Origin of the sequence: Dysgonomonas sp. GY617, from assembly GCF_015233815.1 — a bacterium.
Classification (GTDB): Bacteria; Bacteroidota; Bacteroidia; order Bacteroidales; family Dysgonomonadaceae; genus Dysgonomonas_A.
Window position 1 is genome coordinate 58,148 of sequence record NZ_JADCLR010000006.1, and the last position, 19,604, is coordinate 77,751.

Sequence of the window (19,604 nt, forward strand, 5' to 3'; positions counted from 1 at the left end):
AACGTTGGGATTATTTGATTCTAAAAAAAAGACTATCCTTCTCTATTTTTGAGGAATAGACAATCTTTTATTTGATCTTTTTTTTTCAGAATTTCAGTCCTTCAAACTCTGACATTCCATGTCTCCATATTTCGGGAACTGCCATTGCTTGATGTGTTTTAGGATTATATGCTACAACAACCGAATTACATCGGCACTTTATTTCACCCGTTAGTACATTTCTTACTTGTTGTAGAAAAACAACGCTTTTATTTCCAATTTTGGTGACCTTAGTATCTACTGCTACTTTTTCTTTATAAAATACGGGAGCTACAAAATCTACCTCTATGCGCGCTATTACTATTATCCCATCTGTCCAACTTACATACGACGTTCGCAGATTTTCCAAGTAATCGATCTTTCCCAGATCAAAGTAACTAAAGTATATATTGTTATTGATATGCCCCAATGCATCTATATCATTAAAGCGAATTTGTATTGGCAATGAACTTCTAAATATATCTTTCGATACTTCTTCTTTAACTTCCATTTTTTTTAGTATTGTATTGAACTTATCTGAATATAATGTCTTTTACAACGTTCAATCCGGCGTGAGTATTCAGATTTGCTATTAATTTATCCTTACACATTATTAGTTCCGAACGTAGAACCGATGATGTCAGATTTACATATAATATATTGTTTCTTAAATATACATTTGTAGTATATGATGCAATAACCGGGCCAAGGGTCTTTCCCCAACCACTTATCACACGACTTTCTGCCAGTTTACGTTTGAAGAATTCATTTTCCTCAAAAAACTGTTTCAGAACTTCGCCTAGACTTTCGGTATTTCGCTTTCTCATACTTACTTTAATTGATTAATTCCTCCACCTTCTACTTGATATAAACTATAATCACTATTAAGATCTTTAAGAATCTCATCCAAGTGATCTCTATTTGTATCTGTGATAAAAATCTGTCCAAAATTATCTTCTGATACTAACTTCACAATCTGCTCAACACGTGAAGAGTCGAGCTTATCAAAAATATCATCCAATAATAAGATAGGTGTAGTTGAGCCTGCCTTTTTCAAGAAATCAAATTGGGCCAATTTCATGGCTACTACATAAGTCTTATTTTGTCCTTGCGAACCGACTTTCTTGATTGAATAATCATCCATTCGCATATCTAAATCATCACGATGGATTCCGGCAGTTGTATAACCTAATATCTTATCTCTTTCGCGTTTTTGTTTCAATAACGCAACCTGATTCTCGTTTTCTAATTGCGATTCGTATTTCAACTCAACAGTTTCATTCGACTGACAAATAAAGTTATAGTAATACTGAAACGTGGGTATAAATTGCTCTATAAAAGCTTTTCGCTTAGCATATATAATATGACCTTCATAAGCTAACTGCTCTTCCCATAATTCGTAAAGTGAATCATCAGCCTGCATATCCGATTTCAGCAAGGCATTACGTTGCTGTAAAGCTTTATTATAGCGAATAAGGGCATGTAGGTAGTCTTTATCGAACTGAGACAACACAACATCCATAAACTTACGGCGTTCTTCGCTACCTCCCGTTATGAGATCCGAGTCAGAAGGCGAAACCATAACCAAAGGCAAACAGCCAATATGGTCTGACAGTTTTTCGTATTCTTTCTTATTACGTTTAAATTGCTTTTTCTGCCGTCTGCGTAAACTACAAAAGAACTCTTCTTCGGCCGCTCCGCCCAATAAGTAATATCCTTGGATCAAAGCAAAATCTGCATCGTGCTTGATATTCTGAGAATCAACCTGATTGTTATGACTTTTACAGAACGAAAGATAATATACAGCATCTAACAAGTTAGTCTTTCCCATCCCATTATTTCCTATGAAACAATTCAATTTCGGAGAGAAAGTCAATTCTGCCTGCTCTATATTCTTATAACCTAATATCGATATCCGTTCTAAAATCATATTAGCACAAAGATAATAAAAATAGAAAGAGCTTTATCTGATATTACAATTCATCTGTAGCCCCAAATTGATTAAAAAAGCATAAGCTCAAAGTGCCTATGCTTTTAAATCTCGTATTACAAGAAACTACATTTTTTATTTGATTGGCAATACTTTTTTCATTGTATCCACAAATATAGCAGCCATGTGTTGCTGTATAAATTTATCCTCACCCCTTAGTTGATGCCAGCCATACACAACTCCATCTATGGTTTCTGTATTATCGTCAGCATACAAGGTACTCATCTGCTGTTTTGTTACGGGATGAGGCGTATTCTTGGAAAATCCAATATACTTATCAAACTCTATAACTGGAAAGCCCCACTTTCGAGCTAATAAACGAACCGATTCATTATAAATAGGACGTGCATCATGCCAATGGGTTGACAGAACTATAATAACCGGTTTTCCGGACTGGGTATTGTAATATTTTGAATCCTTATCAAATTTCAGATTATAACAATCCGATATATATTTTTTAATAACATAATCGTAAGCGGCAGCATAATTAGAGCGATCGAAAGGAACTTTGTAATCTGCATAATCTTCCTTCAACTCCGAATTTTCGAATACATCCATATTATGCACATGCATTATCACAAATGCATCGGCATCCTCTAGCTCCTGTTTAGAATATAATGTACCCTTAACTATTCTATTTGCACCATCAGCAATTGCCTCAGCACCCACAGCTTTGTTTAGTGCCTTTGCGTCTAACTCCTTACAGCCAATTTCAAACCAACCATTCTGATAAGAAGCAAACGAAGCGCCCGTCATCAATATAGTGTACTTCTCTTGTGCGTATGCACACATAAAACCCAATAAAAAAATAAATAAAAAGAACTTTTTCATGATAAATAAAAGATACTAGAAGAACACGAGGTTTACTTAGTCAGTACACCTAGCCTCTAACTTAAACATTAATATTAAATACGCTAATTTGTTTTAATCCTCTAGATGGGATTTTCTAAATATAGGATAACAGAATAATCCAACAAGCAATAACCCTATGGATATGATCCAATAAATAACAGGTACGATAGAACCTATAAAACCGAAATAAAGAAATATTATTGAAAAGGCAAAAGCAAGAAACAGTCTTACGTTATTCGCTCTCGAAGATTGCATTTTTCCTTTCCTTATCAATACATATTCCGAGATTACAGTTACCAAATAAGTAGGCAAATTAATAAAAGCTGCTACCGTAGTTATATTCACAAAATGGGAAAGACCTTGAGTGTCACCACTTATGTCAGAGTAAAAATTCAAGAAAAAGAATATTGAAGTTATCAAGCTCGAAGCAATCAATGCCACATATGGTGTAGCATATTTGGGATGAATTTTAGCAAAAGATGCAATGAAAAATTTATCCTTACTTGCCGCGTATATACTTCTACCCGTAGTAAGAATCCAACCAGACAAAGCCCCAACTACTGATATCAGAATAGCCACATTAATAATATCGCCCCCCACATTTGTACCCAAAGCCAAATTAATAGCATCGGCAAATGGAGAGTTAGACTCTGCCAACTGATCTTGAGGTATGAGAGCAAAAAGTGAAATATTAATCAGAACATAAATAACTCCCACAATAGATAATCCCCAAATAACACTCCGCTGAATATTTCGTTCCGGATTCTTTATTTCCCCTCCCGCCATCGTCGAACTTTCGAGACCTGTAAAAGCCCAAAAGATTAAAGCTATTGCAGCCGAAAACATTGTAAAAATATCTGTTTCTCCTTGTAGAGACAAAGGTAATGAATTACTTCTAAACAGATCGAAATTTAAGTGAGGTATAGCCAATATAACAACTAAAATAAATACACTCGCTTTCAAAATGGTAGTAACGATACTAATCCATCCTGCAAACTTTACCCCACATATATTGATATAAGTAAATAACCAGAGGATAGACAAAGTAGCTATGAGTTTACAAACAGGAAAATCGAGTGCAGGAATCAGTTGAGCTAATTGAGTAAAAATAAGATCTACAATAGCAGCATTGCCTACCGCAGAACCAACCCACCAGACAAGACTTACTATATATCCCCAGAATTTACCCAATGCAGCTTCGGTGTAAACAACCGGCCCTCCTGCTTTAGGAATCGATCGGCTCAGATTACCATAGCTCAATGCAATAATTGTAGCACCAATAGCAACTATAACCCATGCTAAAATAATGATGGATGGTGTAGCCACCTTAGCCAAAGCCGAAGGCAGTCCAAAGACCCCCGAACCAATCATATTTCCTACAACAATAGTAATTGCAGCAACAAGACCCAAGTCTCTTTTAAGTGAAGTATTTTGAGAAGACATCTATAAATTATAAAAATGAACGCAAATATAAGAAACAAATATAGCTTGAGGATTACCCTTATTCGAATATTTCTTCAGTTAACTATTTCCTTACTTAAAGCTTTATTCTTCAATTGAAACGCCATCTAATTTAACATTAAATAAATCTCAAAAAATAATCATTCTACTTGATATTGAAAATTTTGTTTATTGTTTATTAATATCTATATTTGCCGTCTGTAAAGTAAGTATTTACAGAAAAACAACGACAACAGAATTAACAGATAAAATAAAAAGGTGAGTCTTAAATTTAACTATTTAAGTAGAGTATTGAATCTTAATAAGATATAAATTAAGATACAATATTACATTACTAAACAAACCTATAAGCTTGTTCAGATAAGTTATTATAACCTATTCGAGCAGAGGTATGTGCCTATAATAGCTTTTATCTTTAATTAGATTAAAAAATCTCCAATAATTTATATCGAGAATGAGAAAAATAATTCTACTATTAATCGGATTATCTTTTATTAGCCTAAGCTATTCGCAAGTCGGAATCAATACACAAAACCCACATGCCAGTGCTGCTCTAGATATAGAAAGTAGCACACAAGGTGTATTATTACCACGCCTGACAACAATTCAAAAAAATGCTATTGCTAATCCTGCATCGGGTCTTATAGTATATGATACCAATCTGAAGTGCATTTCTCAGAATGCAGGTACTCCTGCGTCACCTACATGGGTATGCCTTTCGCAGAAAGACACTCAAGCTAGTTCTTTTTACATGCCATCGATAGCTATAAATGCATCTGTTGCCGGAGTAGTCTCTACACCACTTGATTTATATGCTGAATACAAAAAACAATTCGGTTCACCAACGGTCGTAAGCACCGGAGGACCGGCTTCTATCCCATACTTTCCCATAGCAACAGACCTATATTATTATGTCACATATTACGACAAAGATGTTCTCAAAATAAGCAGTATAGCAGCAGACGGAAAAATGTCTTACGAAATACTGAAAGAGGCTGACTATAATTCTTTTATGAACGTGGTCTTTGTTGTTAAATAATCAGATATATGAAAACAATATATAAAGCTGTTATCCTTTCGTTACTTATACTACTCACACATCAGGCTCATAGCCAGATCGGTATATACACCGACACACCTGACAATAGTGCGACCCTTGATATAAATTTCGATGAAACCCACAAAGGGGTACTGATTCCTCAACTAACAACTACCCAGAAAGCTGCAATAACAACACCTGCTGCAAGCCTTTTAGTATATGATACAGATAAGAAATGCATTTCTCAGAATATTGGATCAGAAGCCGCTCCAACATGGACTTGTCTGACTTTATTTAATCGTCAGTTCTTTTACATGCCATCCATAAATATATCCACCAGCACATTAGGAGCTAGTTATATCGATTTGTATGCTCAATACAAAACTGAGTATGGCACACCTATGTTCGCCAGTGTAGGAGCCCCTGCTCTTATTCCACATTATCTATCGCCAACCGATCTTTATTATTATGTAACCTATCACGACCCAACTTTAATAAAAATAGATGGTATTGACGCTAACGGCGTTATGCGTTACACAACACTAAAAAAGGCTAACTACGATGCTTATATGAATATTGTATTTCTTATTAAATAAGATAGTAGCAGAGAAAAAATAGCATTATCCATAAAAGGTATATTTATCTAAATAGATTATATTTGAACAGTAATATAATTATGACCTTATTTAAGTAGGGGTGAATCATAATCACCCTTACTAAAAAGGTTTAGATATGAATTTGAAAAGCAGATCACCAACTTAACAAATAAAACTATGCTGGAAATACCTGAATCGAAAAACATAGGCAAGCAGCTCGCCGACGTTTTAATTGGAAAAACAATAATAGAAGTTATAAACGCGACAAGCCCTCATAGCTTTACATGGTACTACCAAGATCCTCTCAAATACGGTGAAACCCTAATTAATAGAGAAATAGAAGCAACAAAAGGTCATGGGGCATTTGTTGATATCTATTGTGACAAAAACACAACCATAACTGTGGGTGACGGAACTAATATTAAATACTATCCACCTCTTGAACCTCAACCTAAAAAGCATCAATTATTAATTGTGTTTGACGACAGAAGCTTTATCGCTTTCACTGTATCTATGTATGGCAGCATACAAGCTTACAAAGGAGTTCTGGACAATCCATATCATCAAGGCAGCCTTAATAAGATATCTCCATTAGAGGATTCTTTTGATGAAATATATCTTGATAGCATATTCAAAAGTGCAACTAAAAATATATCAATAAAAGCCCTTCTTGCCACTGAACAACGCATTCCGGGCTTAGGTAATGGCGTTTTACAGGATATTCTTTTTAATGCAGGTCTTCATCCCAAAAGAAAAATATCTACTATTTCGGATTTTGAAAAAGGAGAGTTGTTCCACAGCATAAAAACTACATTGGCCGACATGACTGATAAAGGAGGAAGAGATACCGAAAAAGATATATATGGAAAATCTGGACGCTACAAATCAATCCTTTCCAAAAAGACATATAAAGATCCTTGTTTAAACTGTGGAGATACCATTGTAAAAGAAGCGTATTTGGGCGGAAGTATTTACTTCTGCCCCACTTGTCAAAAAATCTAACTAATATATATATAAAACGGGGCTACCTTTTGGGCAGTCCCGTTTTATCTGTTTACACTAACCTATTGATTTCCTCAATAAAAAAAAGAATTTCAATATCTACATATTATCTACACACTATAACATTCTATTTTATTTATTCATCTTCAGTATATGCAATCTCACCGTGTTGAGATATATCAAGACCAATAGATTCCTCATCTTTACTAACTCGTAAACCTACAAGTTTATCCACAATAAGGAATAATATTATTGTACCAATAGCACTAAACGCAATTGAAGCCCCACTAGCTACTACCTGTATCCACAATTGATTCCAATCACCAAACAAAGCACCTTGTACACCATCGACACCTGTCACAAACCTTGTGGCAAATACCCCTGTAAGAATTGCACCGACAAGACCTCCGATACCATGTACACCAAAAGCATCTAATGAATCATCGTATTTTAATTTTGGTTTTACAAAAGCTACCATAACAAAGCAGATCAGAGCCGAAGCCAATCCGATGAAAAATGCACCCATTGCATCAACAGTTCCCGCAGCAGGAGTAATAGCTACCAAGCCTGCAACAGCCCCCGTACAAATACCCACAACGGTAGGCTTTTTATTAATAAACCACTCTAAAGACATCCATGTTACGGCAGCAACAGCAGTTGCCAGATGTGTTACCAGAAAAGCATTAGCAGCCAAGCCATCGGCAGCTAATCCGCTACCAGCGTTAAAACCAATCCACCCCAACCATAGCAAAGCTGTGCCTATAACCACAAATGGAATATTGTGAGGAGTTACAGGATGCCCCGTTGTGCGATACCCTTTACGACGCCCTAACATTACAGCCATTACAAGTGCCGATATACCTGCATTAATGTGTACGACTGTTCCTCCGGCGAAATCAATAGCGCCCATTTCTTGCATCCATCCGCCACCCCAAACCCAGTGCGCCATTGGATTATAAATAAGAATAGCCCATAGTATAGTAAAAAGTAAGAATCCTGAAAATTTAATTCTTTCAGCAAAAGCTCCAATAATCAAAGCAGGAGTTATTACTGCAAACATACACTGAAACATTACAAATAATATTTCCGGAATATTTCCGGCAGTTAGCGAATCAAGTGTAATACCATATAAAAAGACTTTATCGAAGCCTCCGATTACTGCTCCTAACGAACTTCCGCTTTCCATAAAGCCCGTACCAAACACCCAGCTATAACCTATCGCTATCCACTCAATAGTTATAACTGCTGTTATTATTAGACATTGCATCATTATACTCAGAATATTCTTTTGACGAACTAATCCTCCGTAAAACAAAGCCAATCCCGGTATGGTCATCATCAATACCAATACGGTAGCCACTATAATCCAAGCGGTGTTTCCCGAATCTAAAGTTGCTGCGGGAACTGCTCCTGTTACTTCTTGTGCCATTATTGCCGGAGTCGCTAATAATAATCCGGCTAATGCTGTATATCGAATTAATCTCTTTTTCATAATCACGTTTACCTTTTGATTTTTTGTACCTGATAACCTCTTTTTATTACTTTTCGTCTAAATCATCCTCTTTGTTATAAAGAGATTCGTCTCCGTGATCACCTGTGCGAATTCGTATCGATTGCTCAATAGAGGAAACGAATATACGCCCGTCGCCACTTTCGCCTGTATATGCCGATTTTAATATGGCATCAATAGATTTATCCACATTTATATTCCTTACTACAAATGATATGTAAATCCTATCAATAGCATTTATATCATAAGCAATACCTCTAAATATTAGTCCTTGCTTGGCATCGCCTTGCCCTTTAACATCCCACCATGACAGAAAATCGATATCTGCTTCGTGAAGAGCTTTACGTACTTCATTAAATTTGGATTTGCGAACAATCGCTTCAATTTTTTTCATCTTTTCATTTATTAAGGTCTCAGACCTATTTGTTACTTTGATTAGCATTCTCTACAACCGACAGTTATTATTAATTCAGATTGAAGTATATACCTACTGTTTATTATTACTTTATATTCTTATCTAAGTGTTATTCCGAATACAAAGTTGATATCTTCGTGAACCGGGTTTACTATCACATTAGCAAATATGGGTACACTGAACGAATCTGTTATTTTAATTTCTTTTGATGTCCCCAATTGCACTGATGTAAAACTGAATTTGTCTGTACCATAAATTGTACTAGCCCAAGGTGTAAAACCTGTACTAATTTTGAATCCAACTTCTTTTATTGAGAAAGGATAAGCCAATTCGACATAAGTGGAGAACGAGTTATCTCCGTTTACTTTTTTATTGGCTTGCCCCAATATGAATGTATTCCATGAAAGAGTAAGAGGAAAAGATTCAGGAAGAGTATAAGCTATGGCTGTTTCGAAAGAGTGCCCCACATTACCGGCAGTAGGAGCACTAAAATAATGGAATGCACCCTCACCATCCCACCAATAGTCGGTAGCGGTAATCGTAATGTTATTACTCGAATAAGCTGCATAAAAGTCTACCTCTTTATGATTATTACTTGTAACATCCACCGATCCCCATACACCTAGAGTAAATCCACTTAAGGATGCCGATACTGCCGGTTGTGCGCTTGCTCCGGCAGCTTGTTTGATTCCCCGCCAAACGTAACTACTAACAAGGTCGGCAGAAAGATTTGCCTTCAATTTTGATTCAGATTCAGATTGAGCTGAAACTTCAATAGTAGATAGTGAACAACATGCCATTAAACCTAAAATACACTTTTTGCCCCTCATACTCAAATTACTTTAAAGATGTTAATAATTTATATATAACAGAAATTTGAAACCTAAAACCTAAAATATGTGTCATATATCACACCCACACCACAAAAGTAAATCTTTTTGTTTAAATATGAAAGTTTTCAAAACACTTTTTAATCAAAATGTTTATTTTTATTTAATAATATATCAAAACGCTCTGTATTTACCAAATAATCTTTCCTTATGAACCAATCACAAAAAAAAAAGCGTCTCCACCTATTTTTCAATAGATGGAGACGCTTCGTCTTTAAATTCGTCTTTTATCTTATGGCAGGTAACCTACATATCTACCATATATTATTTTACTTCGTTCTATTGGACTTTCACTCGAAGTGTTCGGATACAAATTCCTTTTAAGTGTCCATGCTTCTTCCATTTTGTAAAAATCTATTTCAGAAGGATTATCCCCATTTAGCTTTTCTTCCAAATAGGCAAAATAGGCACTCCATCTTGGGTAATATACATCACGCAACAAACCCGACCACAACTTATAGGCATAATCTCTCAATCCTCCCTTTTCTGCTGCATTATGTGGCCCCCACGTGGTTATTTGTGTGCGTGCATTCCATTCATAGAGCTTCTTCTCAGCATCCGTGCTTCCTATCTTTTTAGATTGCTCCAACCATCTACCAAGCATAAATTCAGGCTTTGTTTCCAACAAACTGTCCTGAGCTAATATAAGTGCAAGAAAATCATGACTTAATTCTTTAAACCTCTCCTTATTTTGACTCTCATAAGCCTCGCTCACCTCCTTCTGTAAATAATACGCTTTATCTGATATTGCCTGACGGATAACTTCTATCAGATCATGTTCAAAATTGGCATTACCTCTATAATTATCTGCAACCGAAAGCATATATTGAGCAGTCAAACGTATAGAATCCGTACTGTAATAGATACGAGAAGTTCCCCATGAAGAAACGCTCTTAACCTCCAAGGCTGGTCGAGCACACAATACTGACTCAACAGGTCCTTCTTGGGTATAAGCTTTAGGGCAATTATATATTGTGTTTCCTAATATCTGCCAAGCTATTTTCAATGCTTCGTTTTCACCTCCATACCTAGTTGTAGCGTATTCGGCAAGCCATATATCCTTATTGATTTTCTCATTTCTCCAAGGCAATTCAAATAGCAACTCATACATCATTGGATTATTCTCTATACCCTCCATTGTTGCACCTACGCCAACCAAAGTTTGCCCGCTATTGTGTTGCTGTGCATTATAATACCCATCAATAAGAGCATCCATTTTCCCCATTAATCCGGGTCGTTCTCCAAAGTTGAGCAACATACAGTACACCCAATTATGTTTACCATAGCCATCTTCTCTATACCATGATGATTCTTTATCTCCCCACATAGGACGGCTTTCGCTAAACAGATCAAGAATAAGCAAATCTCCTTTGTCTAGATTCTCTATAATTTGTGGACGAGGATTAGCTTGCCACGCTTGTGCCACCCATGTTGCATCGGGATTAGCTTTCTTCATGGCTCGCATGATTGCTTTTCCAGCCAAATCAAGATCAACCCCCTCTATGCTTCCTCCCTCATGAAAGGGATCTATTGCATAATAGTTAGCTTTCCCGAATAGCTTTTCAAGTTCTGAATAATATAAATCAGCTATTTTCTCAAAATTAGGATCGGTCGGTTGCAAAAAAGCTGGTCGTCTAAAATCGCACCATAAGCCGGGATCAGAAACATTCACACCCAACTTTTCTTTCGCATTACTGGGTAACATACCTGCATATCCTGGAAATACGGGTTGAATACCGTACTCCCTCATACGATTTACTATATTCTTTTGTAGCTCAACTTGCTGCTTATACCACCGATCGGAGTTGGGACCACCCCACCCTTCAAGATTATTCATATGCCACCATGCAAGAAATCCAGACCCGGCAATAAACTGATTGATCTCATCTTTGGAATATCCCAACTTATCGAGCACATTATACCAAACTGTTTCTGTTCCGGTTAAAGCTAGTGGAAGATTCACTCCATGCAGAGCCATCCAGTCCAGTTCTTTTTCCCACCGTTCCCAATCCCAGAAAGCCATCGAATAAGAATATGTACAATAGTTGAGGTAATATCTCAATTGTTTCTCAGTTTCCCTTCTTTCTTTCTTTTTTACCATAGGTAATTTTTCAGGTAAGGTTGTTGTCATGGCATTCCACGAAAGATGTATGTGTGCATAATATTTCAGATACCAATTAAGACCGGTAGCAATACTCATATAATTATTTCCCCGAATCACAACTTTATCTTCGTCTTGATCAAGTTCGAAAAAATCTTTTTTCTGATTAGTCTCTATTAATTCAATTTTGAATTTTCGGGATGATCCTTTATCTATTCTTTCTAAAAGATTATTTACAGGATTAGCTTTAACTACAAAGCTTAGCATAGTCAATAGACTAAGTAGTAATAGGTGTTTTTTCATAGTTATTCATGGTTAATAAAAAAGTGGATAAATATATTATTACTTATCCACTTTCTGTGTTTTAAGGCTTCACGCCTTTTTATCGCTTTTGGTAAGTACGACTACAATGCTTAGTTGCAGTATTAAACACCAATATCATTCAATAAAATTCAGTCGATCATTTCTTTTGGAATAGTCTAACTAATTCACCAATCCAAAGAACGAATGATGTAGCACCAATTATGATTCCCCAATCTTTAAGCAATAAAGGTACTGTACGGAATACATCTCCTCCAAATGTTACAATCAATACCTGCCCTGCAAGAATAATTCCTGCTACAATTATAAATCCGAAACTATCTTTCATACCTGCAAAAGCAGATTTTCCTGTTTGGAAAGCTTTAGCATTAAACATATTCCAGAACTGTAACAATACAAATACAGTAAAGAAATAAGATAAGAAATAAGCATAACGATTTTCAGCATCTATATAATCGAAGAATGTATCTAAGTTTGCTTGTACATTGAAGTAGAACAACATTGCCATAAGGATACCGACGAATACAAGTCCGACAAATAATATTTTGCTTCTCATTGGAGGCGTAATAATAAAGTCAGTGTTTTTACGAGGCTTTTCATTCATCACATTCGGGTTAGGAGGTAATGAAGCCAGAGCTCCCGCAGCAAATGTATCCATGATAAGATTTACCCATAGCATCTGAGTTACAGTCAACGGCAATTCATGTCCGAAGATTGAACCTAAGAATACCAGAAGAAGTGCAGCAACGTTTATCGTTAATTGAAATAAAATGAAACGTTGAATATTTTGATACAACGAACGTCCCCACATTACAGCAACAGCAATACTGCTGAATGAGTCATCCAATAAAGTAATATCACTAGCCTCTTTAGCAACCGATGTTCCCGATCCCATAGAAAGACCCACATCTGCATGGTTTAAAGCCGGAGCATCATTCGTACCATCACCGGTAACAGCTACAATTTCGCCTGATTGTTTCAAAAGCGAAACCAAACGTTGCTTGTCAGAAGGGCGTGCACGGCACATAATCTTAAGACCTTTTATTCTATTAAGAGCTTCTTGATCTGATAATGCTTCAAAATCTGGACCTGTAATAATATTAAGATCCGAATCTTCACCATCTTTCCAGATACCAATTTGGCGTCCAATTTCACGAGCAGTAGCATATGTATCTCCCGTAACTATTTTTACACCAATACCAGCCTGAAGACATTCAGTAACGGCAGCAGGAACATCTGCTCTTACTGGATCAGAAATAGCTGTTATACCTTGGAAGATAAAATCTTTATCATGAGAATCAATGGCGGTTGAATCATCAGCAATTTTATAAGCAAAGCCTAATGTACGCATTGCTTGATTTTGATATTGAAAAAGTTGCTCTTCGATCTGCTCTTTTAATTCAGAAACGGGCACCAGTCCATTTTCAGTTTCAACAACCGAACATTTACCCAGAACAATTTCAGGAGCACCTTTTATATACATGATCTTACGAGGTTGTGCAGAAGTATTCGACTCTACAATTGTAGCCATGTATTTACGTTCAGTAGAGAAAGGCAATTGTTCCACAACCTTTGTACCTTCTCTCTCGTCCAGATAATTTATATTATTACTATGCAACCATAGAAGCAAGGCTCCTTCGGTTGGATTTCCTAAAGCTTTAGCTTTCGCAGAATCAGAATAATCTAAGAATGCTGTTGAATTAGTAGCAATATGCTCAACAATCATTTTACTGATTTCATTATCTCCTAATTTTTGGTCGTGAAGACTGTAAAAATTAGTATAAGAAACCTGCATTTGATTTTGGGTCAAAGTACCTGTCTTATCAGTACAAATAACAGTTGTTGCTCCCATCGTTTCACAAGCATGCATTTTACGTACCAAGTTGTTTGCTTTTAGCATACGGCGCATACTTAACGCCAAACTCAGAGTAACACTCATAGGAAGTCCTTCGGGAACAGCAACCACAACCAACGTTACGGCAACCATGAAATATTGTAGGATATGACCTGCAGTATCTAACGACACCCACGATGTTGGCTCCAACGGATTTACTCCGAATGCATAACCAATGGCTGCAAGAACAACAAATGCAAGAACACCAAATCCTAACCATTTGAACCATCCACCATTTTCTATACTGTCAGGTATCTCTTTATCTTTACCCATAAGTTCAAAAGCATCGTACACTATCGGCATCCAGACTTTAGACAATGCTATAACAGCACCAATAATAACAGCACCCACTAAACCTAATTGTCCTAGTGAATACTGTGGAGCATCGGGTGATTCATTGAAGAAAATATCTTTTACGAACAATACAGTAAAAGTAAGTGCGGCTAACACCATACCTACAACACCAATAAATTTAGCAAGAGAGTCTAATTGACGATTAAGAGGTGTTTGTCCTTCAACCATCTCTGCCGATTTTTCGGCAACCTGTCCAAACTCTGTAGCATCACCAACTTTGGCAACAACCATCGCTCCATGACCGTTGATTACTTTTGTACCTCTTAGTACATAGTTTGAAGGGTATGTAACCCCATCTTCAAATTCTTTTGGGTCTATCGTTTTATCAATGCTAGGCTCACCGGTCAAACACGATTCGTCCATCTGCATTGTTACAGCCTCCACTAACTCTCCATCAGCCGGAACTTCATTTCCGATTTCCAATAGAACTGTATCACCAACAACAACGTCGCGTTTTGAGACCTGACATACATTATTGTTACGAATTACCATAACCAAGTCATCATCATTAACCTGATTTAGTACATCAAATTTCTTATTTGCATCAAGCTCAAACCAAAATGCAACTCCGGTGGCCAGAAATATAGCACAAAAGATACCAATTGTTTCAGAGTAATGCCCTACCCCTTTGGTTATATGTTCTACAATAGCTATTCCTAAAGATAGAAACGCAGCAATAAGCAATATACGAATAATAGGATCCTCAAATTTTTCGAGGAAGAGTTTCCATAATGGCTCTTTCTCGGGAGGAGTCAATATATTCTCTCCATATTTTTTGCGGCTTTCGAGGACTTGCGCATCCGTAAGTCCTGTACGATGGTTTTTTTGTTCCATAAATAATTATAAAATAGCGTTTAATTGTTTTTACTTAGTGTTCAAATAATAGCAACGGATAGTCAACAGGCAATAAACAACATTAGTTGGCAAGAGGTTCAACTATCGTATCTGTTTTTAACTGAATCGAGGCCTCCAAAAGACCCAGTGTATCGGGAACTATATACTCGGAAACTTCTACGGTAGTTACTCCATGATGAATCATATCCAACTCCTTAGCTGCAATGTACGATATATCAACAACCCGCCCTTTTTTAAAAGGACCCCGATCTATAACTTCAACAACAACCTCTTTATCATTTTTAAGGTTCTTAATCAGAAGTTTAGTTCCAAAAGGATATGTTCTGTGAGCACATACAAAAATATCTCTTTTATATATTGTTCCGCTAGCTGTTTTACGATTATTGAATTTCTTTCCGTAGTAAGTCGCCTTACCTGTTTCGACTTTTGAAGGGGTTTGAGCCTTGATAACCGAGGCGCATAAAGACAGGAATAATAGTAGAGTAAGAGTACTTTTCATCTTTCTTATTGAGTCTATTTCAATTACAAAGATATTATAATTCAGGAATTATCAATATCCGTATATATAAAAAGAATAGACACCTATTGTAACTATTGACCATTAAACATGTTATTTAAAGTTTATTGTAGTATAAAAGTGGCTGTAATCTTTTGTTTATTCACAAATATCTGTATTTTTGTGTTGATTTAATTGTTTATGGCAGAAAAGCATGAGAAATTGCTCTCGGAACTTGAGTTTAGATTGCGTCAACTGATGTATCTGTGTGATTCTTTGAAAGAAGAGAATCAGGACTTGAGAGTCCAATTGGAGGAGAAAAACGGAGAAGTAAATCGTATCAATACCCAATTGGAACAATTGAATTTGAAATACAACAATCTGAAATTTGCAAAGACATTGACCGGAACTGATCAGGAAGGTGTTGACAAAGCAAAAAAAAGATTGTTGAAATTAGTGCAGGATGTAGATAAATGTATCGCGTTATTGAAAATATAAAGGCAGATAGATCATGAGTGAGCATTTTATCATAACATTACGTGTCTTAGATCGGTCGTATCGGTTAAAAATACATCGTAAAGATGAAAAGAAGTACCGAGATGCCGCTGTGGCAATAGAAAAGAAAACGAATCAATATAGGAATTATTTTGCCGAGTCTGAATCTAAAAGCTTGCTGGAACGAGATTATCTAACGATGACTACCATCCAAGCCCTATCGGATACAGCCGAATTAGAGGCTAATAATAAGTTGTTTGAGGATAGGGTTAAATCCTTGATTGATGAATTGGATACATATCTTAAAGATTCAAAGTAGAATTTCTTTTTTTGTGGCATAAACACTTGCGCTAATTGGAGATAAACAGTCGCCTGTTTCTTTTTCGATTAGTTTTTTTGCTTTAAGGTCTAAGACCTTTTTGTTCTTTTGAACAGCATGCGAGCTAAAAAAACGCCAGAATCAACGATATTGCCATAAATATTTATATCATTTGTCGTTAACTAGAATGTAGAATATCATAACAGATATATAATTGTGAAATTTAAAAGAGCCCTATGGAAATAGTATTTACGATAATCGCCTTTATTGTAGGCGTAGTAGTAGCTTGGCTCGTTCTTAACTTTGTAACAAATGCGAGACTAAAAAGACGTATTGAAGAATCGGAACGTGAAGCTGAGGTTATTAAGAAAAATAAATTACTTGAAGTAAAAGAGCAAGCCTTACAAATGAAGGCAGAGTTTGAGAAACAAGTAAATGCCCGCACTTCAAAATTGCAGGTTGCCGAAAACAAAGTAAAGCAACGTGAGCAAACCTTGAACCAAAAGCAAGAAGAAATACAACGCCGCAAAAGCGAAGTAGAGACTATCAAAGAAAATCTTGATAGTCAGTTGGAAATAGTAGACAAGAAAAAGCAGGATCTCGATAAACTTCACAAACAAGAAGTTGAAAGACTGGAAGCATTATCAGGACTATCTGCGGACGAAATAAAATCTAAATTGGTAGAAGCCCTACAAGATGAGGCAAAATCTGATGCTCAGTCGTTCATTAGCGAAATTATCGAAGAAGCTAAAATGACGGCTAATAAAGAAGCTAAAAAGATTGTTGTACAAACAATACAAAGAGTAGCTACTGAAACTGCTATTGAAAATGCCATTACGGTTTTCCATATTGATTCGGACGAAGTAAAAGGTCGTATCATTGGACGTGAAGGACGTAACATCAGAGCACTAGAAGCTGCAACAGGTGTTGAAATTGTAGTAGATGATACCCCCGAAGCAATCGTAATCTCAGGATTCGATCCAGTAAGAAGAGAAATCGCACGTTTAGCTCTGCATCAATTAGTGGCAGACGGGCGTATTCACCCTGCAAGAATCGAGGAAGTCGTATCTAAGGTGAAGAAACAAATTGAAGAAGAAATTATTGAAACAGGTAAGCGTACCGCAATCGACTTAGGTATCCACGGTCTGCATCCTGAAATGATTCGTATGATCGGTAAAATGAAATACAGATCTTCATACGGTCAAAACTTACTACAACACGCTCGTGAAACTGCCAATCTATGTGCTATTATGGCCGCAGAATTGGGACTTAACGTTAAGAAAGCAAAAAGAGCAGGTCTATTACACGATATAGGTAAAGTCCCAGATGATGAGCCAGAATTGCCTCACGCATTGCTAGGTATGAAACTTGCCGAAAAATACAAAGAGAAACCAGACATTTGCAACGCAATTGGTGCTCACCACGATGAGATAGAAATGACTACACTACTAGCCCCTATCGTCCAGGTTTGCGATGCTATATCAGGTGCACGCCCAGGTGCACGCCGCGAAATAGTAGAGGCATACATCAAACGTCTAAATGATTTGGAACAATTAGCGATGTCTTATCCAGGAGTGTTAAAAACATACGCCATACAAGCGGGTCGCGAACTTCGCGTTATTGTAGGAGCAGACAAAGTTGATGATGTAGAGACAGAAAAATTATCTGCAGAAATCGCTAAGAAAATTCAAGACGAAATGACATATCCGGGACAAGTAAAAATCACTGTTATTAGAGAAACAAGAGCTGTAAGCTTCGCTAAATAATAGTTTTAACGGATTTAAATAATATACAGAGTAAGGAGGTTCTTCATTGAAGAGCCTCTTTCTTATTTAACGAAAAACAACAATCGGTTTCTAATAATTTTAACCGAAACAACCTTTTGAATATTATATATTAACGCATATTTTGTTACATTTGTAGAAGTAATTGATATTATAAACATATAACTTATAAATGTTATGGCATACAAAGTGGCTGTATTTGATGCAAAACCTTACGATAAAGACACATTTAATAAAGTTAATGAAGTATACGGCTTCGAATTAAGCTTTTATAAAGAACACCTAGATAGATCGAATGTGGTATTGGCCGGAGGAGCCGATGCTGTTTGTATATTTGTGAATGCTAACGTTGATGCATACGTAATAGATAAACTATGCGAAATGGGAGTAAAACTTATAGCATTACGTTGTGCAGGTTTTAACAATGTAGATATAGCCTATGCTGCCGGCAAAATAAAAGTAGCACGCGTACCCGATTACTCACCTCATGCCATTGCAGAACATACGTTAGCCCTTATGTTATGCTTGAACAGAAAAGTGCACCGCGCTTTTATCAGAACTCGTGACTGGAACTTTTCATTGAATGGTTTCATGGGATTCGATATGTATGGCAAAACAGTAGGCGTTGTAGGGACAGGAAAAATCGGAAAAACAGTCATTGGTGTATTAAAAGGTCTAGGGATGAATATCCTTGCTTACGATTTATACCCTGATCATGCTTTTGCCGAAAAAAATGATATAAAATATACATCTTTAGATGAAATATATGCAAACTCGGATGTTATTACACTGCATTGCCCATTGACTAAAGAAACTGAATATTTGATCTGTGAAGAATCTATCGCTAAAATGAAAAATGGTGTAATGATTATAAACACAGGTCGAGGAAAACTTATACATACAAAACATCTGATTGAAGGATTGATCAGTCAAAAGATTGGATATGCCGGTCTTGATGTTTACGAAGAAGAAGGAGCATATTTCTACGAAGACTGCTCTGACAGTGTATTGACTGATGATGTTTTGGCTAGACTATTATCATTCAATAATGTAATTTTAACTTCGCATCAGGCTTTCTTTACACAAGAAGCAATGGGAAATATTGCAGATACTACATTTGACAATATTGCAGATTTCTTTGCAGGAAAAGAAATGAAAAACGAGGTTATCTACCAGGCTAAATAAAACATTAAGAATATGCTGCTTCGATTT

General features: G+C 36.3%; 19 protein-coding genes. 8 read left to right on the top strand and 11 right to left on the bottom strand.

Translation table 11 applies throughout. The features are described 5' to 3' along the window. Positions 1-85: 85 nt before the first annotated feature. From IR022_RS06595 to IR022_RS06615, 5 genes are all read right to left on the bottom strand, one after another. Positions 86-529, bottom strand: coding sequence for an acyl-CoA thioesterase (locus IR022_RS06595; RefSeq protein WP_050710620.1), 444 nt, complete (start codon positions 527-529; stop codon positions 86-88). A 22-nt stretch (positions 530-551) separates the two neighbouring features. Then, positions 552-845, bottom strand: coding sequence for a DUF721 domain-containing protein (locus tag IR022_RS06600; RefSeq protein WP_050710619.1), 294 nt, complete (start codon positions 843-845; stop codon positions 552-554). A gap of 2 nt (positions 846-847) precedes the next feature. Further along, positions 848-1,948, bottom strand: a complete 1,101-nt coding sequence (gene recF / locus IR022_RS06605) for a DNA replication/repair protein RecF (RefSeq protein WP_050710618.1) — start codon at positions 1,946-1,948, stop codon at positions 848-850. Between the two features lie 135 nt (positions 1,949-2,083). Beyond that, the gene (locus tag IR022_RS06610; protein WP_194203118.1) at positions 2,084-2,839 is read right to left on the bottom strand and encodes a DUF5040 domain-containing protein; all 756 of its coding nucleotides are present in this window, start codon (positions 2,837-2,839) and stop codon (positions 2,084-2,086) included. Between the two features lie 93 nt (positions 2,840-2,932). Continuing rightward, positions 2,933-4,303: an APC family permease gene (locus tag IR022_RS06615; RefSeq protein ID WP_194203119.1), complete on the bottom strand. Its 1,371-nt coding sequence runs from the start codon at positions 4,301-4,303 to the stop codon at positions 2,933-2,935. A 472-nt stretch (positions 4,304-4,775) separates the two neighbouring features. Between IR022_RS06615 and IR022_RS06620 the strand changes: the two genes are divergently transcribed. The 3 genes from IR022_RS06620 (at position 4,776) to IR022_RS06630 (ending at position 6,958) form a co-directional block, all read left to right on the top strand. Continuing rightward, entirely contained in the window at positions 4,776-5,360 is a 585-nt protein-coding gene (locus IR022_RS06620; RefSeq protein WP_194203120.1) for a hypothetical protein, read from the top strand. Between the two features lie 8 nt (positions 5,361-5,368). Next, positions 5,369-5,956, top strand: coding sequence for a hypothetical protein (locus IR022_RS06625; RefSeq protein ID WP_194203121.1), 588 nt, complete (start codon positions 5,369-5,371; stop codon positions 5,954-5,956). A gap of 177 nt (positions 5,957-6,133) precedes the next feature. Further along, entirely contained in the window at positions 6,134-6,958 is an 825-nt protein-coding gene (locus IR022_RS06630; protein WP_194203122.1) for an endonuclease VIII, read from the top strand. A 136-nt stretch (positions 6,959-7,094) separates the two neighbouring features. Here IR022_RS06630 and IR022_RS06635 read toward each other — a convergent pair whose 3' ends face one another. The 3 genes from IR022_RS06635 to IR022_RS20335 form a co-directional block, all read right to left on the bottom strand. After that, on the bottom strand, positions 7,095-8,387 hold the full coding sequence (locus IR022_RS06635; protein ID WP_242053118.1) for an ammonium transporter: 1,293 nt from the start codon (positions 8,385-8,387) through the stop codon (positions 7,095-7,097). 109 nt (positions 8,388-8,496) lie between these two features. Then, entirely contained in the window at positions 8,497-8,862 is a 366-nt protein-coding gene (locus tag IR022_RS06640; protein ID WP_050710110.1) for a P-II family nitrogen regulator, read from the bottom strand. Positions 8,863-8,981: 119 nt separating this feature from the next. After that, positions 8,982-9,212 (bottom strand): hypothetical protein, encoded by a 231-nt coding sequence (locus tag IR022_RS20335; protein WP_194203124.1) that lies wholly within the window; start codon positions 9,210-9,212, stop codon positions 8,982-8,984. Positions 9,213-9,222: 10 nt separating this feature from the next. Between IR022_RS20335 and IR022_RS20340 the strand changes: the two genes are divergently transcribed. Next, a complete protein-coding gene (locus IR022_RS20340) occupies positions 9,223-9,321 on the top strand; it encodes a DUF2933 domain-containing protein (RefSeq protein WP_194203125.1) in 99 nt (32 codons plus the stop codon). Positions 9,322-10,005: 684 nt separating this feature from the next. On the opposite strand, the gene IR022_RS06655 is transcribed toward IR022_RS20340, so the two are convergent. The 3 genes from IR022_RS06655 to IR022_RS06665 all read right to left on the bottom strand — a co-directional run bounded on the left by IR022_RS06655 (position 10,006) and on the right by IR022_RS06665 (position 15,797). Further along, positions 10,006-12,177 (bottom strand): alpha-N-acetylglucosaminidase, encoded by a 2,172-nt coding sequence (locus IR022_RS06655; protein ID WP_194203126.1) that lies wholly within the window; start codon positions 12,175-12,177, stop codon positions 10,006-10,008. A gap of 157 nt (positions 12,178-12,334) precedes the next feature. Beyond that, the gene (locus tag IR022_RS06660; protein WP_194203127.1) at positions 12,335-15,277 is read right to left on the bottom strand and encodes a calcium-translocating P-type ATPase, PMCA-type; all 2,943 of its coding nucleotides are present in this window, start codon (positions 15,275-15,277) and stop codon (positions 12,335-12,337) included. A gap of 82 nt (positions 15,278-15,359) precedes the next feature. Continuing rightward, entirely contained in the window at positions 15,360-15,797 is a 438-nt protein-coding gene (locus tag IR022_RS06665; RefSeq protein ID WP_194203128.1) for a septal ring lytic transglycosylase RlpA family protein, read from the bottom strand. 198 nt (positions 15,798-15,995) lie between these two features. On the opposite strand from IR022_RS06665, the gene IR022_RS06670 reads away from it, so the two are divergent. The 4 genes from IR022_RS06670 to IR022_RS06685 all read left to right on the top strand — a co-directional run bounded on the left by IR022_RS06670 (position 15,996) and on the right by IR022_RS06685 (position 19,577). Beyond that, positions 15,996-16,292: a hypothetical protein gene (locus IR022_RS06670; RefSeq protein ID WP_050708077.1), complete on the top strand. Its 297-nt coding sequence runs from the start codon at positions 15,996-15,998 to the stop codon at positions 16,290-16,292. A gap of 13 nt (positions 16,293-16,305) precedes the next feature. Beyond that, positions 16,306-16,608: a cell division protein ZapA gene (gene zapA, locus IR022_RS06675; RefSeq protein WP_194203129.1), complete on the top strand. Its 303-nt coding sequence runs from the start codon at positions 16,306-16,308 to the stop codon at positions 16,606-16,608. 236 nt (positions 16,609-16,844) lie between these two features. Beyond that, positions 16,845-18,374: a ribonuclease Y gene (rny, locus tag IR022_RS06680; RefSeq protein WP_194203130.1), complete on the top strand. Its 1,530-nt coding sequence runs from the start codon at positions 16,845-16,847 to the stop codon at positions 18,372-18,374. A gap of 195 nt (positions 18,375-18,569) precedes the next feature. Continuing rightward, the gene (locus tag IR022_RS06685; RefSeq protein ID WP_050708074.1) at positions 18,570-19,577 is read left to right on the top strand and encodes a 2-hydroxyacid dehydrogenase; all 1,008 of its coding nucleotides are present in this window, start codon (positions 18,570-18,572) and stop codon (positions 19,575-19,577) included. Positions 19,578-19,604: the final 27 nt, after the last annotated feature.

What these genes read in the sequence shown, in the direction of transcription:
- IR022_RS06685 (WP_050708074.1), top strand. Translation starts at nt 18,570, where the DNA reads ATGGCATACAAAGTGGCTGTATTTGATGCAAAACCTTACGATAAAGAC.
- IR022_RS06600 (WP_050710619.1), bottom strand. Translation starts at nt 845, where the DNA reads ATGAGAAAGCGAAATACCGAAAGTCTAGGCGAAGTTCTGAAACAGTTT.
- IR022_RS06640 (WP_050710110.1), bottom strand. Translation starts at nt 8,862, where the DNA reads ATGAAAAAAATTGAAGCGATTGTTCGCAAATCCAAATTTAATGAAGTA.
- IR022_RS06595 (WP_050710620.1), bottom strand. Translation starts at nt 529, where the DNA reads ATGGAAGTTAAAGAAGAAGTATCGAAAGATATATTTAGAAGTTCATTG.
- zapA (WP_194203129.1), top strand. Translation starts at nt 16,306, where the DNA reads ATGAGTGAGCATTTTATCATAACATTACGTGTCTTAGATCGGTCGTAT.
- recF (WP_050710618.1), bottom strand. Translation starts at nt 1,948, where the DNA reads ATGATTTTAGAACGGATATCGATATTAGGTTATAAGAATATAGAGCAG.
- IR022_RS06660 (WP_194203127.1), bottom strand. Translation starts at nt 15,277, where the DNA reads ATGGAACAAAAAAACCATCGTACAGGACTTACGGATGCGCAAGTCCTC.
- IR022_RS06610 (WP_194203118.1), bottom strand. Translation starts at nt 2,839, where the DNA reads ATGAAAAAGTTCTTTTTATTTATTTTTTTATTGGGTTTTATGTGTGCA.
- rny (WP_194203130.1), top strand. Translation starts at nt 16,845, where the DNA reads ATGGAAATAGTATTTACGATAATCGCCTTTATTGTAGGCGTAGTAGTA.
- IR022_RS06670 (WP_050708077.1), top strand. Translation starts at nt 15,996, where the DNA reads ATGGCAGAAAAGCATGAGAAATTGCTCTCGGAACTTGAGTTTAGATTG.
- IR022_RS06625 (WP_194203121.1), top strand. Translation starts at nt 5,369, where the DNA reads ATGAAAACAATATATAAAGCTGTTATCCTTTCGTTACTTATACTACTC.
- IR022_RS06615 (WP_194203119.1), bottom strand. Translation starts at nt 4,303, where the DNA reads ATGTCTTCTCAAAATACTTCACTTAAAAGAGACTTGGGTCTTGTTGCT.
- IR022_RS06620 (WP_194203120.1), top strand. Translation starts at nt 4,776, where the DNA reads ATGAGAAAAATAATTCTACTATTAATCGGATTATCTTTTATTAGCCTA.
- IR022_RS06635 (WP_242053118.1), bottom strand. Translation starts at nt 8,387, where the DNA reads ATGGCACAAGAAGTAACAGGAGCAGTTCCCGCAGCAACTTTAGATTCG.
- IR022_RS06665 (WP_194203128.1), bottom strand. Translation starts at nt 15,797, where the DNA reads ATGAAAAGTACTCTTACTCTACTATTATTCCTGTCTTTATGCGCCTCG.
- IR022_RS06655 (WP_194203126.1), bottom strand. Translation starts at nt 12,177, where the DNA reads ATGAAAAAACACCTATTACTACTTAGTCTATTGACTATGCTAAGCTTT.
- IR022_RS06630 (WP_194203122.1), top strand. Translation starts at nt 6,134, where the DNA reads ATGCTGGAAATACCTGAATCGAAAAACATAGGCAAGCAGCTCGCCGAC.